The sequence below is a fragment of the Stutzerimonas stutzeri genome (genome assembly GCF_000590475.1).
Taxonomy (GTDB): Bacteria; Pseudomonadota; Gammaproteobacteria; order Pseudomonadales; family Pseudomonadaceae; genus Stutzerimonas; species Stutzerimonas stutzeri_D.
Genome location: NZ_CP007441.1, coordinates 1 through 17,785, shown reverse-complemented (window position 1 = coordinate 17,785; position 17,785 = coordinate 1). Strand labels below are relative to the sequence as shown.

Sequence of the window (17,785 nt, the reverse complement as noted above, 5' to 3'; positions counted from 1 at the left end):
TCCTATATAGCAGGCCCGCCTGCGAACCAAAAAAGCACAGGAGAATTCACGATGAATCGCGCTCGTCCTTTCCATTTCGGCAAGCTGTTGCTTGCCTCCGCCGCAATGGCCGGCCTCTCGCTTGGTAGTTTGGCCCAGGCCGACACCCTCGATGAAATCAAAAAGAGCAACAGTGTCCGCATCGGCTACGCCAACGAAACACCATTCGCCTACACCGCCACCGATGGCAGCGTCACGGGCGAATCGCCCGAGATTGTCGAGAAGATTTTCCAGCGGATGGGCGTCGAAACCATTAAACCCGTCCTCACCGAATGGGGCTCGCTGATCCCTGGGCTGCGTGCCGGGCGCTTCGACCTGATCGCGGCCGGGATGTACATCACGCCCGACCGCTGCAAACAGGTGATCTTCACCGATCCACAATATGAGCTGCCGGATACGCTACTGGTCAAAGCAGGCAACCCTAAAAATCTGCACAGCTACGAAGACATCGCCAAGAGCGGTGCCAAGCTGGCAATCATGTCCGGTACGGTGAACCTGGCTTATGCGCGCGACGGCGGCATCAGCGATGACCAGATTCTTCAGGTACCCGACACCACGGCGCAGCTGCAGGCCGTACGCAGCGGTCGTGCCGATGCCGCGGTGGGTACCCAACTGACCATGAAGGGCCTGGCGAAAAAAGGCGGCGACTCGCTCGAAGCCGTCAGTGAGTTCAAGGACGATCCATCGCACATTGGCTATGGCGCCCTGGCGTTCCGTCCCGAAGACACCGCGCTGCGCGATGCGGTGAATGCCGAACTGAAGAAATGGCTCGGCAGCGACGAGCATCTGAAGACCGTCGAACCGTTCGGCTTCGATAAGTCCAACGTCACCGAAAAGACCGCCGCGCAGCTCTGCGCCCAGTGATCCACGAACGGAGCGCCGTGCCCTGATCGGCGCGGCGTCTTCCGTTCGTGTGGTTTCGTTCCTGCAACAGAGGTACCGAACCTATGGGCGAACTCCTTCCCCTCATGTTTCAGGGGGCCTGGGTGACACTGCAGATCACCTTCTGGGCCTCGCTGCTGGCAATTGGTTGCGCCATATTCGGTGCCATGGGGCGCTTGTCATCGTTCGCGCCCCTGCGATGGTTCTCGATTGCCTATATCGAGGTATTCCGCGGCACCTCACTGCTGGTCCAACTTTTCTGGCTGTATTTCGTGCTGCCAATGCCACCGTTCCACGTGGAACTCTCCGCATTTGCCGTAGCCGTGTTCGGTCTCGGCCTGCATATCGGCGCCTATGGGGCGGAAGTCATGCGCGGCACCATCCGCTCGGTAGCGCGCGGGCAATACGAGGCCTGCGTGGCGCTGAACATGTCACCTATCAGGCGCTTTACGCGGATCATCCTCCCGCAGGCCCTGCTGGCGGCCATCCCGCCTGGCACCAACCTGTTGATTGAGCTGTTGAAAAACACCTCGTTGGTATCACTGATCACCATTTCCGATCTGGCCTTCCGGGCGCGCCAGCTGGATCAGGCGACATTCATGACCCTGGAGATCTTCGGCATGGCTCTGGTGATGTACTTCGTCATGGCCCAGGCAATCAACCTCGCGATGCGTCTGGTTGAACGGCGTCTCAGCCGCGGCCGGATCAAAGGGGGCATGGCATGAACTTCTTCGATTGGCAGTTTGCTTGGGAAATTCTGCCGCAGTTGCTGCAGGCCTCGCTGAAGACTATCGGCATTACGCTTGCCGGCTTCGCCATCGCCGTGGTGCTCGGCCTGTTCCTGGCGATCGCCCGTCGCAGCAAAGGGGCCTGGTTGTCCTGGCCGGCGACCGGCCTGATCGAATTCATCCGCAGTACACCGCTGCTGATTCAGGCCTATTTCCTGTTCTACGTATTTCCCAACTACGGTATCAACCTCAGTGCTCTGCAGGCCGGCATCGTCGCCATCGCGGTGCACTATGCTTGCTATACGGCAGAGGTTTACCGGGCCGGGCTCGATGCGGTCCCGCGCGCCCAATGGGAGGCGGTGACTGCACTGAATATGAAGCCGACCACCGCCTATCGCGATGTCATCCTGCCTCAAGCGCTGCGGCCGATACTGCCTGCGCTGGGGAACTATCTGGTGGCGATGTTGAAAGACACCCCGGTGCTTTCGGCGATCACCGTGGTCGAAATCATGCAACAGGCCAAGAACATCGGCTCCGAGAGCTTTCGCTATTTGGAACCGATCACCATGGTCGGCTTGTTTTTTCTGATTCTGAGCCTGGCCCTGGCCTGGTGCGTCCGCCGCCTCGAAAATCGCTTGGAGCTTGCCCGATGACTACTTCACCGCATCTCGACGCCAGTTCGAACACCTCCACCGCCAGCCCTGACATGGCCGAACCTCTGGTGCGCTTCGACCAGGTGACCAAGCGCTATGGCGACCTCACCGTGCTTGACCATCTCGATCTGGAAGTCGCCAATGGCGAGAAGGTCGCGATCATCGGCCCCAGCGGCTCGGGCAAATCGACCCTGCTGCGCGCGCTGATGACACTGGAGACCATCGACGATGGTGTCATCGAAGTCGACGGCGAGCCGCTGACTCATATGCCTGCCTCCGATGGTCATCTGATCCCGGCCAGCGGTCGTTATCAGCGCCACGTACGCGGCAAGGTGGGCATGGTGTTTCAAAGCTTCAATCTGTTTCCGCATATGGATGCCCGACAGAACGTGATGGAAGCGCCGGTGCAGGTGCTTGGGCTGTCCAAGAACGAGGCTCGCGAACGCGCCGAAGAACTGCTCGCCATGGTGGGCCTGGAAGACAAGCTGGAGCACTATCCGGCGCAGCTCTCTGGAGGTCAGCAGCAACGCGTCGCCATCGCCCGCGCCATGGCCATGCGACCCCGGGTGATGCTGTTTGACGAGGTCACCTCGGCACTGGATCCGGAACTCTGCGGTGAAGTGCTCAACGTCATCCGCCGGCTGGGCGAAGAGCATAACCTGACGATGCTGATGGTCACGCACCAGATGGGGTTCGCACGCGAGTTCGCCGACCGCGTATGCTTCTTCAACGCAGGCCGTATTCACGAGCAGGGCACTCCGGACGAGCTGTTCGGCAACCCTCGCGAGGCGCGCACGCAGGAATTTCTCAGTGCGGTAACCCAGGCAAGTTAGATGGCGCCGCGGTAAGCGATCCGCGGCAGGGCCTTGCCGCACTCGCTATCGAAGGGGAACGCTATGCTCGAATCGTTGGAAAAGATGCTTGCCAAGGGCATGGACAATCCCATGCTGCGCTTTGGCCTCGGCAAGGGCTATCTGGACGCAGACGACGCGGCTCGGGCCTCCACGCACCTGCAGCGCTGCGTCGAACAGGACCCCAGCTACTCCGCCGCCTGGAAGCTGCTCGGCAAGGCGTTACAGGCCGTCAGCGACCTTGAGGGGGCACGTCATGCCTGGACGCAAGGCTTGATCGCCGCGCAAACGCACGGTGACAAGCAGGCCGAAAAGGAAATAACGGTGTTTTTGCGCAAGCTGAACAAGCAGACCGACGCCTAGCGCTGCTGGCAAGGCCCGCCGCGCGGTGGAATCACCTCTTTCAGTTGTCTTGAATGAAACGCAAGCCGACGCCCTCGGCATCGACGCGCATCACTTCCATTTGCAGCACAGGTGCCGGAATAGGCAAATCCTGTACCTGACCGCTGACTATCATTCCGAGTTGCAGCTCGGTCAGCTGCGGATGCCTGACGTAAACACCACCATCTGACAGATCACGGGTATGAGCAAATACCTCACCAAAGGACTCATGGGCGATGCGTATTCGACACTTCATGGGTGCGCGCGGGTGCTGTCGCTGGTTTGACATCTGACGTTCCCTTGTTCGTTAGCTGGTGGTCAGTACCAGCGGCGTTCGCCTGCCGGGCGTTTCTTGAAGCGTTTCATGGTCCACATGTACTGGCTCGGCCAGCTGCGCACGTAGCGCTCGATGACGCCACTCATGGCAGCGACCGCCACCTCGACGTCTTCGTCGTACATCGCCGGCGGTGCCGCTTCGAGAATCACCTTGTAGCCTGAACCATCCTCCAAGCGCAACGCATGGAGAAACACCCCGATCGCCTTGCCGCCAGTAAGCATGCCGGGCACAAATTTGCTGGTCAGTGCCTGGGTACCAAGAAAGGGCACAAAGACGCCCGCGCCTTCGCTGGGCTCCGGATCGGCAGGAATGCCCACAGCGCCCCCTTTGCGGACTTCCTTGATGACGCTGATGATACCTTCACGAGTCGATGGGGCGACCTTGTTGCCCAGCTGTACCCGTTGGCGCTGCAGGAGGTCGTCCACCGCTTTCAGCTTCGGCGGCCGATAGAAAATGATCGGCTTGCATTGCGCGCAGTAGAAGTGATTGAGCACTTCCCAGTTACCGAGATGGCTAGTGATGCCGACGACACCTTTGCCGGAAGCCAAGGCTTGCTCCAGCACTTCAAGCCCTTCGACCTGTTTGACCAGACGCAACGTTTTCTCCGCGGGCCAGATCCAGGCACAAGCGCTTTCAGTGAACGTCCTGCCGATCTGCTGCAGACTTTTTCCCAACAGGCTTTCCTGTTCGGCGGCGTCGAGCTCAGGAAAGCACTTGGCCAGATTGATTCGGGCAACTTCACGAGAACGGTTGGGCAGCTTCCACATCAACCAGCCGATGAGGCCGCCCAGCCCCTGTACCGCGCGCCAGGGCAGCAGCGCGAACAGGCGCAGGAAGCCGACCACCAGCGCACCTTTGAACTTGTCCAAGGATCTCTCCCGAAAATCAAAGCCGCTAGTGTAACTGCTTCGGGCGTTGCGCTACTCGCATGGCAGCCTGCCCACTACGGACTGACCGACGCATCGGTCAGCATTGCATATCGATCGCAGTCGGTGGTGTGGTCCATGACCATGCCGCAGGCCTGCATATAGGCATAGCAGATCGTCGGTCCCACGAAGCTGAAGCCGGCCTTCTTCAGTGCGCGACTCATCGCCTCGGCCTCGGCCGTCACCGCTGGCACCTCTTGGATCGACTGGAAGTGGTTTACCTTCGGCTGCCCATCGACGAACGACCACAACCAGCCGGCCGGATCTTCCAGCTCAAGCCACAATTGCGCGTTGCGCCGTGCCGCTTCGAGCTTGCGACGATTACGGATGATGCCTGCATCGAGCATGCGCTCGTCGATTTCGGCATCGGTCATTTGCGCCAGGCGTTGCGGATCGAAGCCGAACAGCACCTGGCGATAGCGATCGCGCTTGCGAAGCACGGTGATCCAGGACAACCCGGCCTGGAAGGCCTCGAGGATCAGAAATTCGAACAGCACTTTTGGGTCGCGGGTCGGTACGCCCCACTCGCTGTCGTGATAGTCGATATACAGCGGGTCATCATTGCACCAGGCACAACGCGGCATGTTTTCCATTCCTTGACGAAGGCAGCGAGCAGAACAAAATTCACCGCAGCGGCTCGGCCGGAGGTCCGCGCTACCACGGCCCGGAGCCGTTATCGGGTATACTCCGGGGCTTTCTGTCGAAGCCAGCACAGGTGAAATTTTGACTCAGCCTACGCCTGCCGTGCGCACCTTCCAAGACCTGATCCTCGCCCTGCAGAGCTATTGGGCAGAGCAGGGTTGCGTCGTTCTGCAACCCTACGATATGGAAGTGGGTGCCGGTACATTCCACACCGCCACGTTTCTGCGTTCCATTGGTCCGGAAACCTGGAACGCCGCCTACGTGCAGCCCTCGCGTCGTCCGGCCGATGGCCGTTATGGCGAGAACCCCAACCGCCTGCAGCACTATTACCAATTCCAGGTGGTACTCAAGCCCAACCCGGACAACTTCCAAGAGCTTTACCTCGAATCGCTTCGCCGCATTGGCGTGGATACGTCGGTCCATGATGTCCGTTTTGTCGAGGACAACTGGGAATCACCGACGCTGGGCGCTTGGGGTCTCGGCTGGGAAGTGTGGCTGAACGGCATGGAAGTCACCCAGTTCACCTATTTCCAGCAAGTCGGTGGCATCGAGTGCTACCCGGTCACGGGTGAGATCACCTATGGCCTGGAGCGTCTGGCGATGTACCTGCAAGGCGTCGACTCGGTCTATGACCTGATCTGGACGGATGGTCCGTTCGGCACCGTTACCTATGGCGATGTGTTCCACCAGAACGAGGTGGAGCAATCGACCTATAACTTCGAACACGCCAACGTCGAGAAGCTGTTCGAACTCTTCGATTTCTACGAGTCGGAAGCCAATCGGCTGATCGACCTGGAGCTGCCGCTGCCCACCTATGAAATGGTGTTGAAGGCCTCGCATACCTTCAACCTGCTGGACGCACGCCGCGCCATCTCGGTAACGGCGCGTCAGCAATACATCCTGCGCGTGCGCGCACTGGCTCGCGCGGTGGCGCAGAGCTACCTGCAGGCACGCGCGAGGCTCGGCTTCCCCATGGCGGCTCCCGACCTGCGTGACGAAGTATTGGCCAAGCTGGAGGCCGCAGAATGAGTGCACTGGATTTCTTGGTCGAGCTCGGCACCGAAGAGCTGCCACCCAAGGCGTTGAGCAAGCTGTCCGAAGCTTTCCGTTCGGGTATCGAAAAAGGCTTGAAGCAAGCCGGTCTCGCGCATGGGCGCGTGCAGGCGTATGCCGCCCCGCGGCGTCTTGCCGTACTGATCGAACAGCTCGACAGTGAACAGCCGGATCGCAGCATCAACCTCGACGGCCCGCCGTTGCAGGCCGCCTTCGACGCCGAAGGCGAGCCGACTCAGGCCGCCCTGGGCTTCGCTCGCAAGTGCGGCGTGGACCTCGCGGAAATCGACCGGAGCGGTCCGAAGCTGCGCTACAGCCGTTCGATCCCCGGCCAGGCGACCGCTGAGCTGTTGCCCGGCATCGTCGAAACCTCGCTGAACGATCTACCGATTCCTAAGCGCATGCGCTGGGCCGCGCGCAAGGAAGAGTTCGTCCGCCCAACCCAGTGGCTGGTGATGCTCTTGGGTGATCAGGTCGTCGATTGCACGATTCTGACCCAGCGCGCTGGTCGCGAATCTCGCGGTCATCGCTTCCACAGTCCGGGTCCGGTGCGCATTTCCGAGCCGACCAGCTATCTGGAAGACCTGCGCGGCGCGCGGGTGGTTGCCGACTTTGCCGAACGCCGCGAGCTGATCGCCAAGCGCGTCGAACAACTTGCTGCCGAGCAGAACGGCAGCGCCATCGTGCCGCCGGCGCTGCTGGACGAAGTCACGGCGTTGGTGGAGTGGCCGGTGCCGCTGGTGTGCGCCTTCGAGGAGCGCTTCCTGGAAGTGCCGCAGGAAGCGCTGATCACCACCATGCAAGACAACCAGAAGTACTTCTGTCTGCTGGACGCCAACGGCAAGCTGCTCCCGCGCTTCATCACCGTGGCCAATATCGAATCCAAGGATCCGGCGCAGATCGTTGCGGGCAATGAAAAGGTGGTCCGCCCTCGTTTGACCGACGCCGAGTTTTTCTTCAAACAGGACAAGAAGCAGCCTCTGGACAGCTTCAACGAGCGGTTGAAGAACGTGATCTTCCAGGCGCAGCTGGGCAGCGTATACGACAAGGCAGTGCGGGTTTCTCGGCTCGCCGCCTTCATCGCTGAGCGCACCGAGGGCAATGCCCAGTGGGCGGCGCGCGCCGGTCTGCTCTGCAAGTGCGACCTGGCTACCGAGATGGTCGGCGAGTTTCCGGAAATGCAGGGTATCGCCGGCTACTACTACGCCGCTAACGGCGGTGAGCCCAACGATGTTGCCCTGGCCTTGAACGAGCAATACATGCCGCGCGGCGCAGGTGCCGAGCTGCCAACCACCCACACCGGCGCCGTGCTGGCGGTGGCGGATAAGCTGGACACGCTGGTCGGCATCTTCGGCATCGGCATGCTCCCCACCGGCAGCAAAGATCCGTACGCGCTTCGCCGCGCGGCACTGGGCATCCTGCGCATCTTGATCGAGAAGCAGCTGGACCTCGACGTGGTGGCTGCCGTGCAGTTCTCCATCAATCAGTTCGGCGGGCAGGTAAAGGCCGAGGGGCTGGCCGATCAAGTGCTGGAATTCATCTTCGATCGCCTGCGCGCTCGCTATGAGGATGAGGGCGTCGAGGTTGCGTCCTATCTATCGGTACGCGCCGTACAGCCACGCTCAGCGCTGGATTTTGATCAACGGGTACAGGCGGTGCAGGCGTTCCGCGATCTGCCGGAAGCCGAAGCCTTGGCGGCGGCCAACAAGCGGGTTGGCAATCTTCTCAGCAAGTTCGAGGCGAAATTGCCGGAGACGGTCGAGCCGCGCTACTTCGACAACGCCACCGAGTTTTCACTGTACTCCGCCCTGCAACAGGCCGAACAGGCCGTACAGCCGCTTGCCGCGAACCGCCAGTACCGTGAGGCGCTGGAACGTCTGGCGCACCTGCGAGGGCCGGTGGATGCCTTCTTCGAGGCGGTACTGGTGAACGCCGAAGACCCTTCGGTGCGCGCCAACCGCTATGCCTTGCTTGCCCGGTTGAGAGGATTGTTCCTTGGCGTTGCCGATATTTCCGCACTTGGCTAAGCCGGTGAAACTGATAGTGCTCGACCGCGATGGGGTCATCAATGAGGACTCTGACGCCTACGTTAAGAGTCTGGCCGAGTGGATCCCGATTCCGGGATCCATCGAAGCCATTGCTCGATTGTGCAAGGCAGGCTGGACGGTGGCGGTCGCCACTAACCAGTCGGGGCTGGCACGAGGACTGTTCGATGCAACCACGCTCGACAACATGCATTTCAAGCTGCAGCAGCTGGTGATGGAGCAGGGCGGGCGAATCGATCTGATCGTGCATTGCCCACATGGGCCAAACGATGGCTGCGTATGTCGCAAGCCGTTGCCCGGTTTGTTTCAGCAAATCGCTGAGCACTTTCATTTGAAAGATCTGGACGGTGTGCCGGTAGTTGGCGATAGCCATCGCGATCTGCATGCGGGGATGAGTGTCGGGGGTGTGCCTTATCTGGTTCGAACCGGTAAAGGCTTGAAAACTCTTGGAGGCACCCTGCCGACGGGAACTCAAGTGTTCGATAATTTGGCTGCGGTAGTCGACCATCTACTAGAGGCCAAAGGATGAATTTTTTGCTGCCGGTGCGCGTGGCGCTGTTCTACCTAATGCTGGCGTTTACAGCATTTGTATGGTGCTTAGTTAGCCTGGTCTTCGCGCCCTTCATGTCTTTCCGCAAGCGCTACCGGTTTGTGGTCCAGACCTGGTGCCGCGGTGCGGTATGGCTGGCTAAGGCCATTGTCGGGCTGCGTTACGAAATCCGCGGTCAAGAGAATATTCCGGACAAGCCTTGCGTCATCCTGTCTAAACATCAAAGCACTTGGGAAACCTTCTTTCTCTCGGCGTACTTTGAGCCCCTGAGCCAAGTGCTCAAGCGTGAATTACTCTATGTACCGTTCTTCGGCTGGGCGATCATGCTGCTAAAACCGATTGCCATTGATCGAAACAATCCGAAGGCGGCCCTGCGTCAGGTCGCAAAGCAAGGCCAGGAACGCCTGGACCAGGGCGCCTGGGTGCTGATCTTTCCCGAGGGCACTCGCGTGCCGGTCGGTCAGACGGGCAAGTTTTCACGCAGCGGCGCTGCCCTGGCGGTGAATGCCAAGTTGCCGGTACTACCAATCGCACACAATGCCGGAACGTTCTGGCCGAAGTCGGGTTGGAGCAAGCGGCCTGGAACCATCCAAGTTGTCATCGGACCGGCTATGTACGCCGAAAGCGAAGGACCCCGTGCTACCGCCGAACTCAACCAGCGTGCCGAAGACTGGGTCAACATTCAGGTCAGGCAATTGGAAGAGGGCGGGGCCTGAAGGCAGAACGGGAGACGGACAGAGTCAAAAGGGGAAACAGAGTTGGTCTGTTCCCCTTTTTTCGTTACGGCCAATTCGTGCCGTCAGGCTCAGTCGTCGACGGAGCTACGTATCAGATGGTCGAAGGCACTCAGCGAGGCCTTGGCGCCTTCGCCGACAGCGATGACGATCTGCTTGTACGGCACGGTGGTGACGTCGCCAGCGGCGAAAATACCTGGCAGCGAGGTCTCGCCACGTGCATCGACGATGATCTCGCCACGCGAGGTCAGCTCCACGGTGCCTTTCAGCCAGTCGGAGTTGGGCAGCAAGCCGATCTGCACGAAGATGCCTTCGAGTTCCAGGCTGTGGAATTCGCTGGAGTTGCGATCCTTGTAAGTCAGGCCGGTGACTTTCTTGCCGTCGCCGATAACTTCGCTGGTCAGCGCACTGGTGATCACGGTGACGTTGGGCAGGCTGTGCAGCTTCTTCTGCAGCACGGCATCGGCGCGCAGCTGGCTGTCGAACTCGAGCAGGGTCACCTGAGCGACGATACCGGCCAGGTCGATGGCCGCTTCCACACCCGAGTTGCCACCACCGATCACCGCCACACGCTTGCCCTTGAACAGCGGGCCGTCGCAATGGGGGCAATAGGCGACGCCACGGCCGCGGTATTCCTGCTCGCCCGGCACGTTCATTTCGCGCCAACGCGCACCGGTCGCCAGGATCAGTGTCTTGGCTTTTAGCGAAGCGCCGCTCTCCAACCTAACTTCATGCAGACCACCCTGGCTCGAGGCCGGAATCAGTGCCGCGGCACGCTGCAGATTCATGATGTCGACGTCGTATTCACGCACGTGGTTTTCCAGCGCGCGGGCCAGTTTCGGGCCTTCGGTTTCGTTGACCGAGATGAAGTTCTCGATGGCCATGGTGTCCAGCACCTGACCGCCGAAACGCTCAGCCGCAACACCGGTACGGATGCCCTTGCGCGCGGCATAGATGGCCGCCGCGGCGCCGGCTGGCCCGCCGCCAACGACGAGCACGTCAAAGGCGTCCTTGGCGCTGAGCTTCTCAGCGTCACGCGCCGAGGCGCCGGTGTCGAGCTTGGCAAGGATCTCTTCCTCACCCATGCGGCCCTGGCCGAACAGTTCACCGTTGAGGTAGATGCTCGGCACCGACATGACCTGGCGAACGGTGACCTCTTCCTGGAACAGCGCACCGTCGATGGCGACGTGGCGGATGTTCGGGTTGAGCACGGCCATCAGGTTCAGCGCCTGGACCACGTCCGGGCAGTTCTGGCAGGACAACGAGAAGTAGGTTTCGAAGTTGTATTCACCATCGAGGTTCTTGATCTGCTCGATGATGTCCGGCGCGGTCTTGGACGGATGCCCGCCGACCTGCAGCAGCGCGAGCACCAGGGAGGTGAACTCATGCCCCATCGGAAGGCCGGCGAAGCGCAGGCTGATATCGCCGCCGATGCGGTTGAGCGCGAACGACGGACGACGATCATCGTTGCCATCGGCGCGCAGGGTGATCTTGTCGCTCAGGCTGGCGATTTCTTCCAGCAGGCTAAGCATTTCCTGGGATTTGGCACCGTCATCGAGGGACGCGACGATCTCGAACGGCTGGGTGACCTTTTCCAGGTAGGTTTTCAGTTGCGACTTCAGGTTGCTGTCGAGCATATAAAATTTCCCGTAGCGGATGGCTCACTGCAAAACAGAGAGTTAGGAAGGGTGCAAGCTTGAATGGGGGAAAGCATACGAGCCCGGGAAGAGCCGTGAAAATTGATTAAACCAAGCACCTTGATCGACTAGCCCTATCGTGTTCCACGTGGAACAAAAAACCCGGCTTTCGCCGGGTTTGATTTTTTAAAGCGTTTTTCAATCGGTGACGATCAGAAGTCCAGGTTAGACACCGCCAAGGCATTGGATTCGATGAAATCTCGGCGGGGTTCCACTGCGTCTCCCATGAGCGTGTTGAATATTTGATCCGCTGCAATAGCGTCGTCGATGGTGACCTTGAGCATCCGGCGAACCGCAGGATCCATGGTGGTTTCCCATAGCTGATCCGGGTTCATTTCGCCCAATCCCTTATATCTCTGAACGCTATGGCGACGAGTTCCTTCGGTCATCAACCAGTCAAGCGCCTGCTTGAAGGTCGTGACCGGCTTTTTGCGCTCACCACGCTGAACGTAGGCGCCTTCCTCAAGCAAGCTGTTCAGCTTCTCACCCAACACGGTAACCGTCTTGTAGTCGTTGCTGCCAAAGAAGTCGCGATTGAAGGTGATGTAGCTCGCCAACCCGTGAGAAATAATTTCCACTTCCGGCAGCCAGAGATTCCGCTCTTTATCCTCACGCAAGCTTGCCTTGTAGGCCAATCCAGAACGCTCAACCCCCTTCAGCAGAGCCGCATAGGGCTCCAACCAAGCTTGCATCGCAGCGTGATCACCAAGCTGCTCGACGCTCACTCGCGGCAGATAGATGAAGTGCTCGGTCAACTCTTGTGGATAGAGGCGGGAGAGCCGCTGCAGCGTCTTCATCACAGTACGATAGTCGTTGACCAGCCGCTCCAGCGCCTCGCCCGAGAGGCCTGGTGCGTGCTCATTGACGTGTAGACTGGCATCCTCTAACGCGGACTGGGTGAGATATTCATCCATCGCCTCGTCGTCTTTGATGTACTGCTCTTGCTTGCCGCGTTTTACCTTGTATAGCGGCGGCTGAGCGATATAGACATAACCGCGCTCAATCAGCTCAGGAAGTTGGCGGAAGAAAAACGTCAATAGCAGCGTGCGGATGTGCGAACCGTCAACATCAGCATCGGTCATGATGATGATGTTGTGATAACGCAACTTGTCGATGTTGTATTCCTCACGACCGATACCACAACCAAGAGCGGTGATCAGCGTACCTACTTCCTGGGAAGAGATCATCTTGTCGAATCGGGCCTTCTCCACGTTAAGGATCTTGCCCTTGAGCGGCAGGATGGCCTGGGTCCGGCGGTTACGGCCCTGCTTGGCAGAACCGCCCGCGGAATCACCCTCCACTATGTAGAGCTCGGAAAGGGCAGGGTCCTTTTCTTGGCAGTCAGCAAGCTTGCCGGGTAGACCCGCAATGTCCAGCGCGCCTTTACGTCGCGTCATTTCACGGGCCTTGCGGGCCGCTTCGCGCGCGCGGGCCGCATCGATCATTTTCCCAACGACGGCCTTTGCCTCATTGGGATGCTCGAGTAGAAAGTCGGCAAAATGCTTGCCCATTTCCTGTTCGACGGCCGTCTTGACTTCAGACGAAACGAGCTTGTCCTTGGTCTGAGAGCTGAACTTGGGATCTGGCACCTTCACCGAAATGATGGCCGTCAAACCTTCACGAGCATCATCACCGGTGGTCGAAACCTTGTGTTTCTTCGCCAACCCTTCCTGCTCGATATAGTTGTTCAGATTACGTGTCAGCGCGGAGCGAAAGCCCGCCAAGTGGGTACCACCATCGCGTTGCGGAATGTTATTAGTGAAACACAACAGGTTTTCGTTGAAGCTGTCATTCCATTGCAGCGCCACTTCAACACCGACACCATCATCCCGTTGAACATTGAAGTGGAATACTTCGTTAACGGGCGTCTTGTTGGTGTTGAGATAAGTTACGAACGCGCTAAGACCACCTTCGTATTTGAACAGCTCCTCTTTAGCGTTGCGCTCATCGCGCAGCACGATACCCACGCCAGAGTTCAGGAACGACAGTTCACGCAACCGCTTGGCAAGGATGTCCCAGCTGAAATGAATATTCTGAAAGGTTTCGGCCGAAGGTTTGAAATGAATTTCGGTGCCTGACCCTTCGGTCTCGCCGACAGAAGCCAATGGTGCTTGGGGTACACCGTGGCGATAGGTCTGCTCCCAGACTTTCCCCTCGCGGCGGATCGTCAGTACCAGCTCTTCCGAAAGTGCATTTACCACCGAGACGCCCACGCCATGCAGGCCGCCGGATACCTTATAAGAGTTGTCGTCGAACTTACCACCCGCATGCAATACCGTCATGATGACTTCGGCTGCGGATACGCCTTCTTCGTGCGTATCTACCGGGATCCCGCGGCCGTTATCACGGACACTGATAGATTCATCTACATGTATGGTGATGCAGATATCGCTGCAATGACCGGCCAACGCTTCGTCGATCGAGTTGTCGACGACCTCGAAGACCATATGATGCAAGCCGGTGCCATCATCGGTATCTCCTATGTACATGCCGGGACGTTTACGTACCGCATCCAGGCCTTTTAGCACCTTGATGCTGGACGAGTCGTACGTGTGGTTTTCGCTCATGCCTTCACTCCCGAGGGGCCGTGGACTTGGGTTATCTCACCATGTTCCACGTGAAACATTGAGACTGGAGTATCGTCACGCCAGCCTTCTCGCAATACATTCGAATCGACGCAAGTGATGAATACCTGGCAATTCAGCTGTTCCAGCAACCGGCATAACGAAAGCCGGTGGTTATCGTCCAACTCGGACGGTAGATCATCAACAAGGTAAATACACTGGCCCCGCTTGGCCTCGCTGACCAGATGACCCTGAGCGATCCTGAGCGCGCAAACGACGAGTTTTTGCTGGCCGCGTGACAATATTTCCGCCGCGCTATGGTTGGCAATCCGTAAGCGAAGATCGGCCCGCTGGGGCCCGGCCTGGGTATGTCCCATCAATCTGTCGCGCTCGATCGAGGCATCCAACACCTCAGCCAGGGAACGCTCTTTATCCCAGCCGCGGTAATAACTCAACTGAAAGCCTTCCAGCTCTAGCAGAGATGCTAACGTGCGTTCGAATACCGGCTTAAGCGCCTGAATATAGGCACGCCGATAACCGTCAATTTCGTCGCTAGCCGAACTGAGCTCACGGCTCCAAGCCGCGTGCGAAGCGGCGTCCAGTGTACCATGCCGTAGCCAGGAGTTACGTTGCCTCAGCGCCTGCTGAAGGCGCTGCCAGGCCTGAAGGAAGCGGGGTTCCACGTGGAACACACCCCAGTCAAGAAACTGCCGACGAAGCTTTGGAGCGCCTTCCAGTAAACGAAAGCTGTCGGGATTGATCAACTGCAGCGGCAAGGCGTCAGCAAGCTCCGCTGCACTTCGAACGCTCTGACCGTTGATGCGAATACGGATTTCGCCGCCACGATCTCTTGAAATACCCAACGCGCCGGACTGTTCTTCACCCAGCTCAACCTGGCCGAAAACAATACAACTCGTTTCTTCATGGCTAATAACGGGGTTCAAGCGAGTGCTGCGAAACGAGCGCGCCATTCCGAGGAGATGCACGGCCTCGAGAAAACTTGTCTTCCCACTGCCATTGTCGCCGTGAAGGATATTGATCCGGGGGGAGGGGGTTAACGTCACCGGCTGTAGATTGCGAACGCCGGTGACGGAGATACGGCTAAGGGACATTCAGTCGGGGTTACAGACGCATCGGCATAACGACATAGGCCGAATCATCGTTATCGAATTCCTGAACCAGCGCGCTGCTATTCGCGTCGGAAAGGATCAACCGGACCTGATCGGTTGTCATCACACCCAATACATCAAGCAAATAGCTGACGTTAAATCCGATTTCCAGCGCGCCGCCCGAGTAATCCACAACAACTTCTTCTTCCGCCTCTTCCTGCTCGGGATTGTTCGCCTGAATCTTCAACAGACCGTTTTCCAGTTGAAGACGAATACCTCGGTATTTTTCATTGGAAAGGATCGCCGTACGGCTGAATGCCTCGCGCAAGGTTTGACGCTCACCAACGACTAATTTGTCGCCACCACGAGGCAGGACGCGCTCATAGTCGGGAAATTTCCCATCCACCAGCTTTGACGTGAAAGTGAACTCGCCGGTGGTTGCACGGATGTGATGCTGGCCAAGCACGATACTGACATCACCGTCTTGATCAGTCAGTAGGCGTGCCAGTTCCAGAATACCTTTGCGTGGCACGATGACCTGATGGCGATCAGGCTGCTCGATACCCGCTTGCATAGAACACATCGCCAGACGATGGCCATCGGTCGCGACTGCACGCAACATGCCGCTGGAGACCTCGATCAACATTCCATTCAGGTAATAGCGTACGTCCTGCTGCGCCATGGCAAAGCTGCTGCGCTCTATCATGCGGCGCATCCTTCCCTGGTTGACGCTGAAATTCAGCGAACCCGGTCCTTCCTCAACGGTAGGAAAGTCATTCGCAGGCAACGTCGACAAGGAAAAGCGGCTGCGCCCCGACTTGATCACCACCTTCTGATCGTCCAGACGAATATCAATTAGCGCGTCAGGCTGCAGGCTTTTACAGATATCCATCAGCTTTCGGGCTGGCACGGTGATCTCACCCGGCTCGAATGCATCTTCCAGAGCGACTCGGCCGACCAATTCGACTTCTAGATCGGTACCGGTTAGCGACAGCTGATGATCCTGAACCACCAACAGAACATTAGACAACACCGGCAAGGTCTGGCGTCGCTCGACGACGCCAGCAACCAACTGCAGGGGTTTCAACAGGGCTTCGCGCTGGATAGTGAAATGCATGGTCTGGTCCCTTGCCTAATTAATTGGCCGCAGTCTGTTAAGTTGTCAAAGTACGCAGCAGATTTTTGTAATCTTCGCGAATATCAGCATCCAATTCGCGAAGTTCAGCAATCTTACGACAGGCGTGCAGCACCGTCGTGTGATCACGCCCACCAAAAGCGTCGCCGATTTCGGGCAGGCTGTGATTGGTAAGTTCTTTAGACAAAGCCATCGCGACCTGACGTGGTCTCGCTACAGAGCGCGAGCGACGCTTCGAGAGCAGGTCAGATATCTTGATTTTGTAATATTCAGCGACGGTACGCTGAATATTATCAACGCTGACCAGCTTATCCTGCAGGGCCAGCAAATCTTTAAGCGACTCACGAATGAGCTCGATTGTGATGTCGCGGCCCATGAAATGAGCATGCGCGATTACACGCTTCAACGCGCCTTCCAGCTCGCGGACGTTCGAGCGGATCCGCTGCGCAATAAAGAACGCGGCGTCATGGGGCAAATCGACATTGGCCTGGTCGGCTTTCTTCATCAAAATCGCCACCCGCGTTTCTAGCTCCGGCGGCTCGACAGCTACGGTCAAACCCCAGCCAAAGCGTGACTTCAGTCTCTCTTCAAGGCCGTCGATTTCCTTCGGATAGCGATCACTGGTCAAAATCACCTGCTGCCCGCCTTCAAGCAACGCGTTGAAGGTGTGGAAGAACTCTTCCTGAGACCGCTCCTTTTTAGCAAAGAATTGGATGTCATCGATCAACAATGCATCCACGGAGCGATAGAAGCGCTTGAACTCGTTAATGGCGTTGAGTTGCAGAGCCTTGACCATGTCCGCCACGAAACGCTCGGAATGAAGATAAACCACCTTGGCATTGGGGTTCTTCTTCAACAAATGATTACCTACCGCGTGCATCAGGTGCGTTTTACCGAGACCTACCCCTCCATAAAGGAATAGGGGGTTGTAGCCATGCTTCGGGTTGTCAGCAACCTGCCACGCCGCCGCGCGCGCAAGCTGGTTGGACTTACCCTCGACAAAATTCTCGAAGGTAAAGGTCCGGTTGAGGTAACTGGTGTGCTTGAGCCCACCCTCAACCTGCACGTTGCGCTCCGCACGCGCTGGCGCGGGTGCATGGGCCGGTTCCTTGGTGGCAAAGGTTTCAGTGGGCGCTGTGGGTGCCAGTGCTGCAACGGGGGCCGACTGTTGTTGGCTACGCGCCATGGCGGAGGGAAGCGCCGCAGCTGCTGTCCGTTTGCTGCCGATCAACAAGGATAATGAAGGCGCCAAGCCGGTGGCGCGCTCCGATAGCAATTCGAGCAAACGGGAAAGATATTTTTCGTTAACCCAATCGAGTACGAACCGGTTGGGAGCATAGATGCGTAACTCCTCCCCTTCAGCCTCGACCTGAAGCGGACGGATCCATGTGTTGAATTGCTGGGCCGGCAGCTCATCTCTCAAGAGGCCAACGCACTGCTGCCAAAGTTCCACCGACAC

17 protein-coding genes are annotated in these 17,785 nt (G+C 58.4%); 9 read left to right on the top strand and 8 right to left on the bottom strand.

Features of this window, described 5'->3' with window-relative positions:
* The first annotated feature begins 51 nt into the window (after positions 1–51).
* The 5 genes from ehuB to CH92_RS00065 all read left to right on the top strand — a co-directional run bounded on the left by ehuB (position 52) and on the right by CH92_RS00065 (position 3,516).
* Positions 52–903, top strand: a complete 852-nt coding sequence (gene ehuB, locus CH92_RS00085) for an ectoine/hydroxyectoine ABC transporter substrate-binding protein EhuB (protein WP_025239764.1) — start codon at positions 52–54, stop codon at positions 901–903.
* A gap of 83 nt (positions 904–986) precedes the next feature.
* Positions 987–1,646 carry an ectoine/hydroxyectoine ABC transporter permease subunit EhuC gene (gene ehuC / locus CH92_RS00080; protein ID WP_025239763.1) on the top strand — a complete coding sequence of 220 codons (660 nt, stop codon included), beginning with the start codon at positions 987–989 and terminating at the stop codon, positions 1,644–1,646.
* On the top strand, positions 1,643–2,302 hold the full coding sequence (gene ehuD / locus CH92_RS00075; protein WP_025239762.1) for an ectoine/hydroxyectoine ABC transporter permease subunit EhuD: 660 nt from the start codon (positions 1,643–1,645) through the stop codon (positions 2,300–2,302). Before ehuC ends, ehuD begins: the two co-directional genes overlap by 4 nt.
* A 53-nt stretch (positions 2,303–2,355) precedes the next feature.
* The gene (gene ehuA / locus CH92_RS00070) at positions 2,356–3,135 is read left to right on the top strand and encodes an ectoine/hydroxyectoine ABC transporter ATP-binding protein EhuA (RefSeq protein WP_051517577.1); all 780 of its coding nucleotides are present in this window, start codon (positions 2,356–2,358) and stop codon (positions 3,133–3,135) included.
* 63 nt (positions 3,136–3,198) lie between these two features.
* Positions 3,199–3,516, top strand: coding sequence for a hypothetical protein (locus CH92_RS00065; RefSeq protein ID WP_025239760.1), 318 nt, complete (start codon positions 3,199–3,201; stop codon positions 3,514–3,516).
* Between the two features lie 40 nt (positions 3,517–3,556).
* Here CH92_RS00065 and CH92_RS00060 read toward each other — a convergent pair whose 3' ends face one another.
* The 3 genes from CH92_RS00060 to CH92_RS00050 all read right to left on the bottom strand — a co-directional run bounded on the left by CH92_RS00060 (position 3,557) and on the right by CH92_RS00050 (position 5,381).
* The gene (locus tag CH92_RS00060; protein ID WP_025239759.1) at positions 3,557–3,823 is read right to left on the bottom strand and encodes a PilZ domain-containing protein; all 267 of its coding nucleotides are present in this window, start codon (positions 3,821–3,823) and stop codon (positions 3,557–3,559) included.
* A 29-nt stretch (positions 3,824–3,852) separates the two neighbouring features.
* Complete coding sequence (locus CH92_RS00055; RefSeq protein ID WP_025239758.1) at positions 3,853–4,740, bottom strand: lysophospholipid acyltransferase; 888 nt, start codon at positions 4,738–4,740, stop codon at positions 3,853–3,855.
* A gap of 74 nt (positions 4,741–4,814) precedes the next feature.
* Positions 4,815–5,381, bottom strand: a complete 567-nt coding sequence (locus tag CH92_RS00050; protein WP_025239757.1) for a DNA-3-methyladenine glycosylase I — start codon at positions 5,379–5,381, stop codon at positions 4,815–4,817.
* 139 nt (positions 5,382–5,520) lie between these two features.
* On the opposite strand from CH92_RS00050, the gene glyQ reads away from it, so the two are divergent.
* From glyQ to CH92_RS00030, 4 genes are read left to right on the top strand one after another with little or no spacing between them, the layout of a single operon-like run.
* Positions 5,521–6,468, top strand: coding sequence for a glycine--tRNA ligase subunit alpha (gene glyQ, locus CH92_RS00045; protein ID WP_025239756.1), 948 nt, complete (start codon positions 5,521–5,523; stop codon positions 6,466–6,468).
* The gene (gene glyS / locus CH92_RS00040; RefSeq protein WP_025239755.1) at positions 6,465–8,519 is read left to right on the top strand and encodes a glycine--tRNA ligase subunit beta; all 2,055 of its coding nucleotides are present in this window, start codon (positions 6,465–6,467) and stop codon (positions 8,517–8,519) included. Before glyQ ends, glyS begins: the two co-directional genes overlap by 4 nt.
* A gap of 4 nt (positions 8,520–8,523) precedes the next feature.
* Positions 8,524–9,066 carry a D-glycero-beta-D-manno-heptose 1,7-bisphosphate 7-phosphatase gene (gene gmhB / locus CH92_RS00035; protein ID WP_025239754.1) on the top strand — a complete coding sequence of 181 codons (543 nt, stop codon included), beginning with the start codon at positions 8,524–8,526 and terminating at the stop codon, positions 9,064–9,066.
* Positions 9,063–9,803, top strand: coding sequence for a lysophospholipid acyltransferase family protein (locus CH92_RS00030; protein ID WP_025239753.1), 741 nt, complete (start codon positions 9,063–9,065; stop codon positions 9,801–9,803). The genes gmhB and CH92_RS00030 overlap by 4 nt, the downstream gene beginning before the upstream one ends.
* An 89-nt stretch (positions 9,804–9,892) precedes the next feature.
* Here the strand turns inward: CH92_RS00030 and ahpF are convergent, their stop codons facing one another.
* The 5 genes from ahpF to dnaA all read right to left on the bottom strand — a co-directional run bounded on the left by ahpF (position 9,893) and on the right by dnaA (position 17,785).
* Positions 9,893–11,458: an alkyl hydroperoxide reductase subunit F gene (gene ahpF, locus CH92_RS00025; RefSeq protein ID WP_025239752.1), complete on the bottom strand. Its 1,566-nt coding sequence runs from the start codon at positions 11,456–11,458 to the stop codon at positions 9,893–9,895.
* A 212-nt stretch (positions 11,459–11,670) separates the two neighbouring features.
* The gene (gene gyrB, locus CH92_RS00020; RefSeq protein ID WP_025239751.1) at positions 11,671–14,085 is read right to left on the bottom strand and encodes a DNA topoisomerase (ATP-hydrolyzing) subunit B; all 2,415 of its coding nucleotides are present in this window, start codon (positions 14,083–14,085) and stop codon (positions 11,671–11,673) included.
* A complete protein-coding gene (recF, locus tag CH92_RS00015; RefSeq protein ID WP_025239750.1) occupies positions 14,082–15,194 on the bottom strand; it encodes a DNA replication/repair protein RecF in 1,113 nt (370 codons plus the stop codon). Before recF ends, gyrB begins: the two co-directional genes overlap by 4 nt.
* Positions 15,195–15,204: 10 nt before the next feature.
* Positions 15,205–16,308: a DNA polymerase III subunit beta gene (dnaN, locus tag CH92_RS00010; protein WP_025239749.1), complete on the bottom strand. Its 1,104-nt coding sequence runs from the start codon at positions 16,306–16,308 to the stop codon at positions 15,205–15,207.
* 37 nt (positions 16,309–16,345) lie between these two features.
* On the bottom strand, positions 16,346–17,785 hold the full coding sequence (gene dnaA / locus CH92_RS00005) for a chromosomal replication initiator protein DnaA (protein ID WP_025239748.1): 1,440 nt from the start codon (positions 17,783–17,785) through the stop codon (positions 16,346–16,348).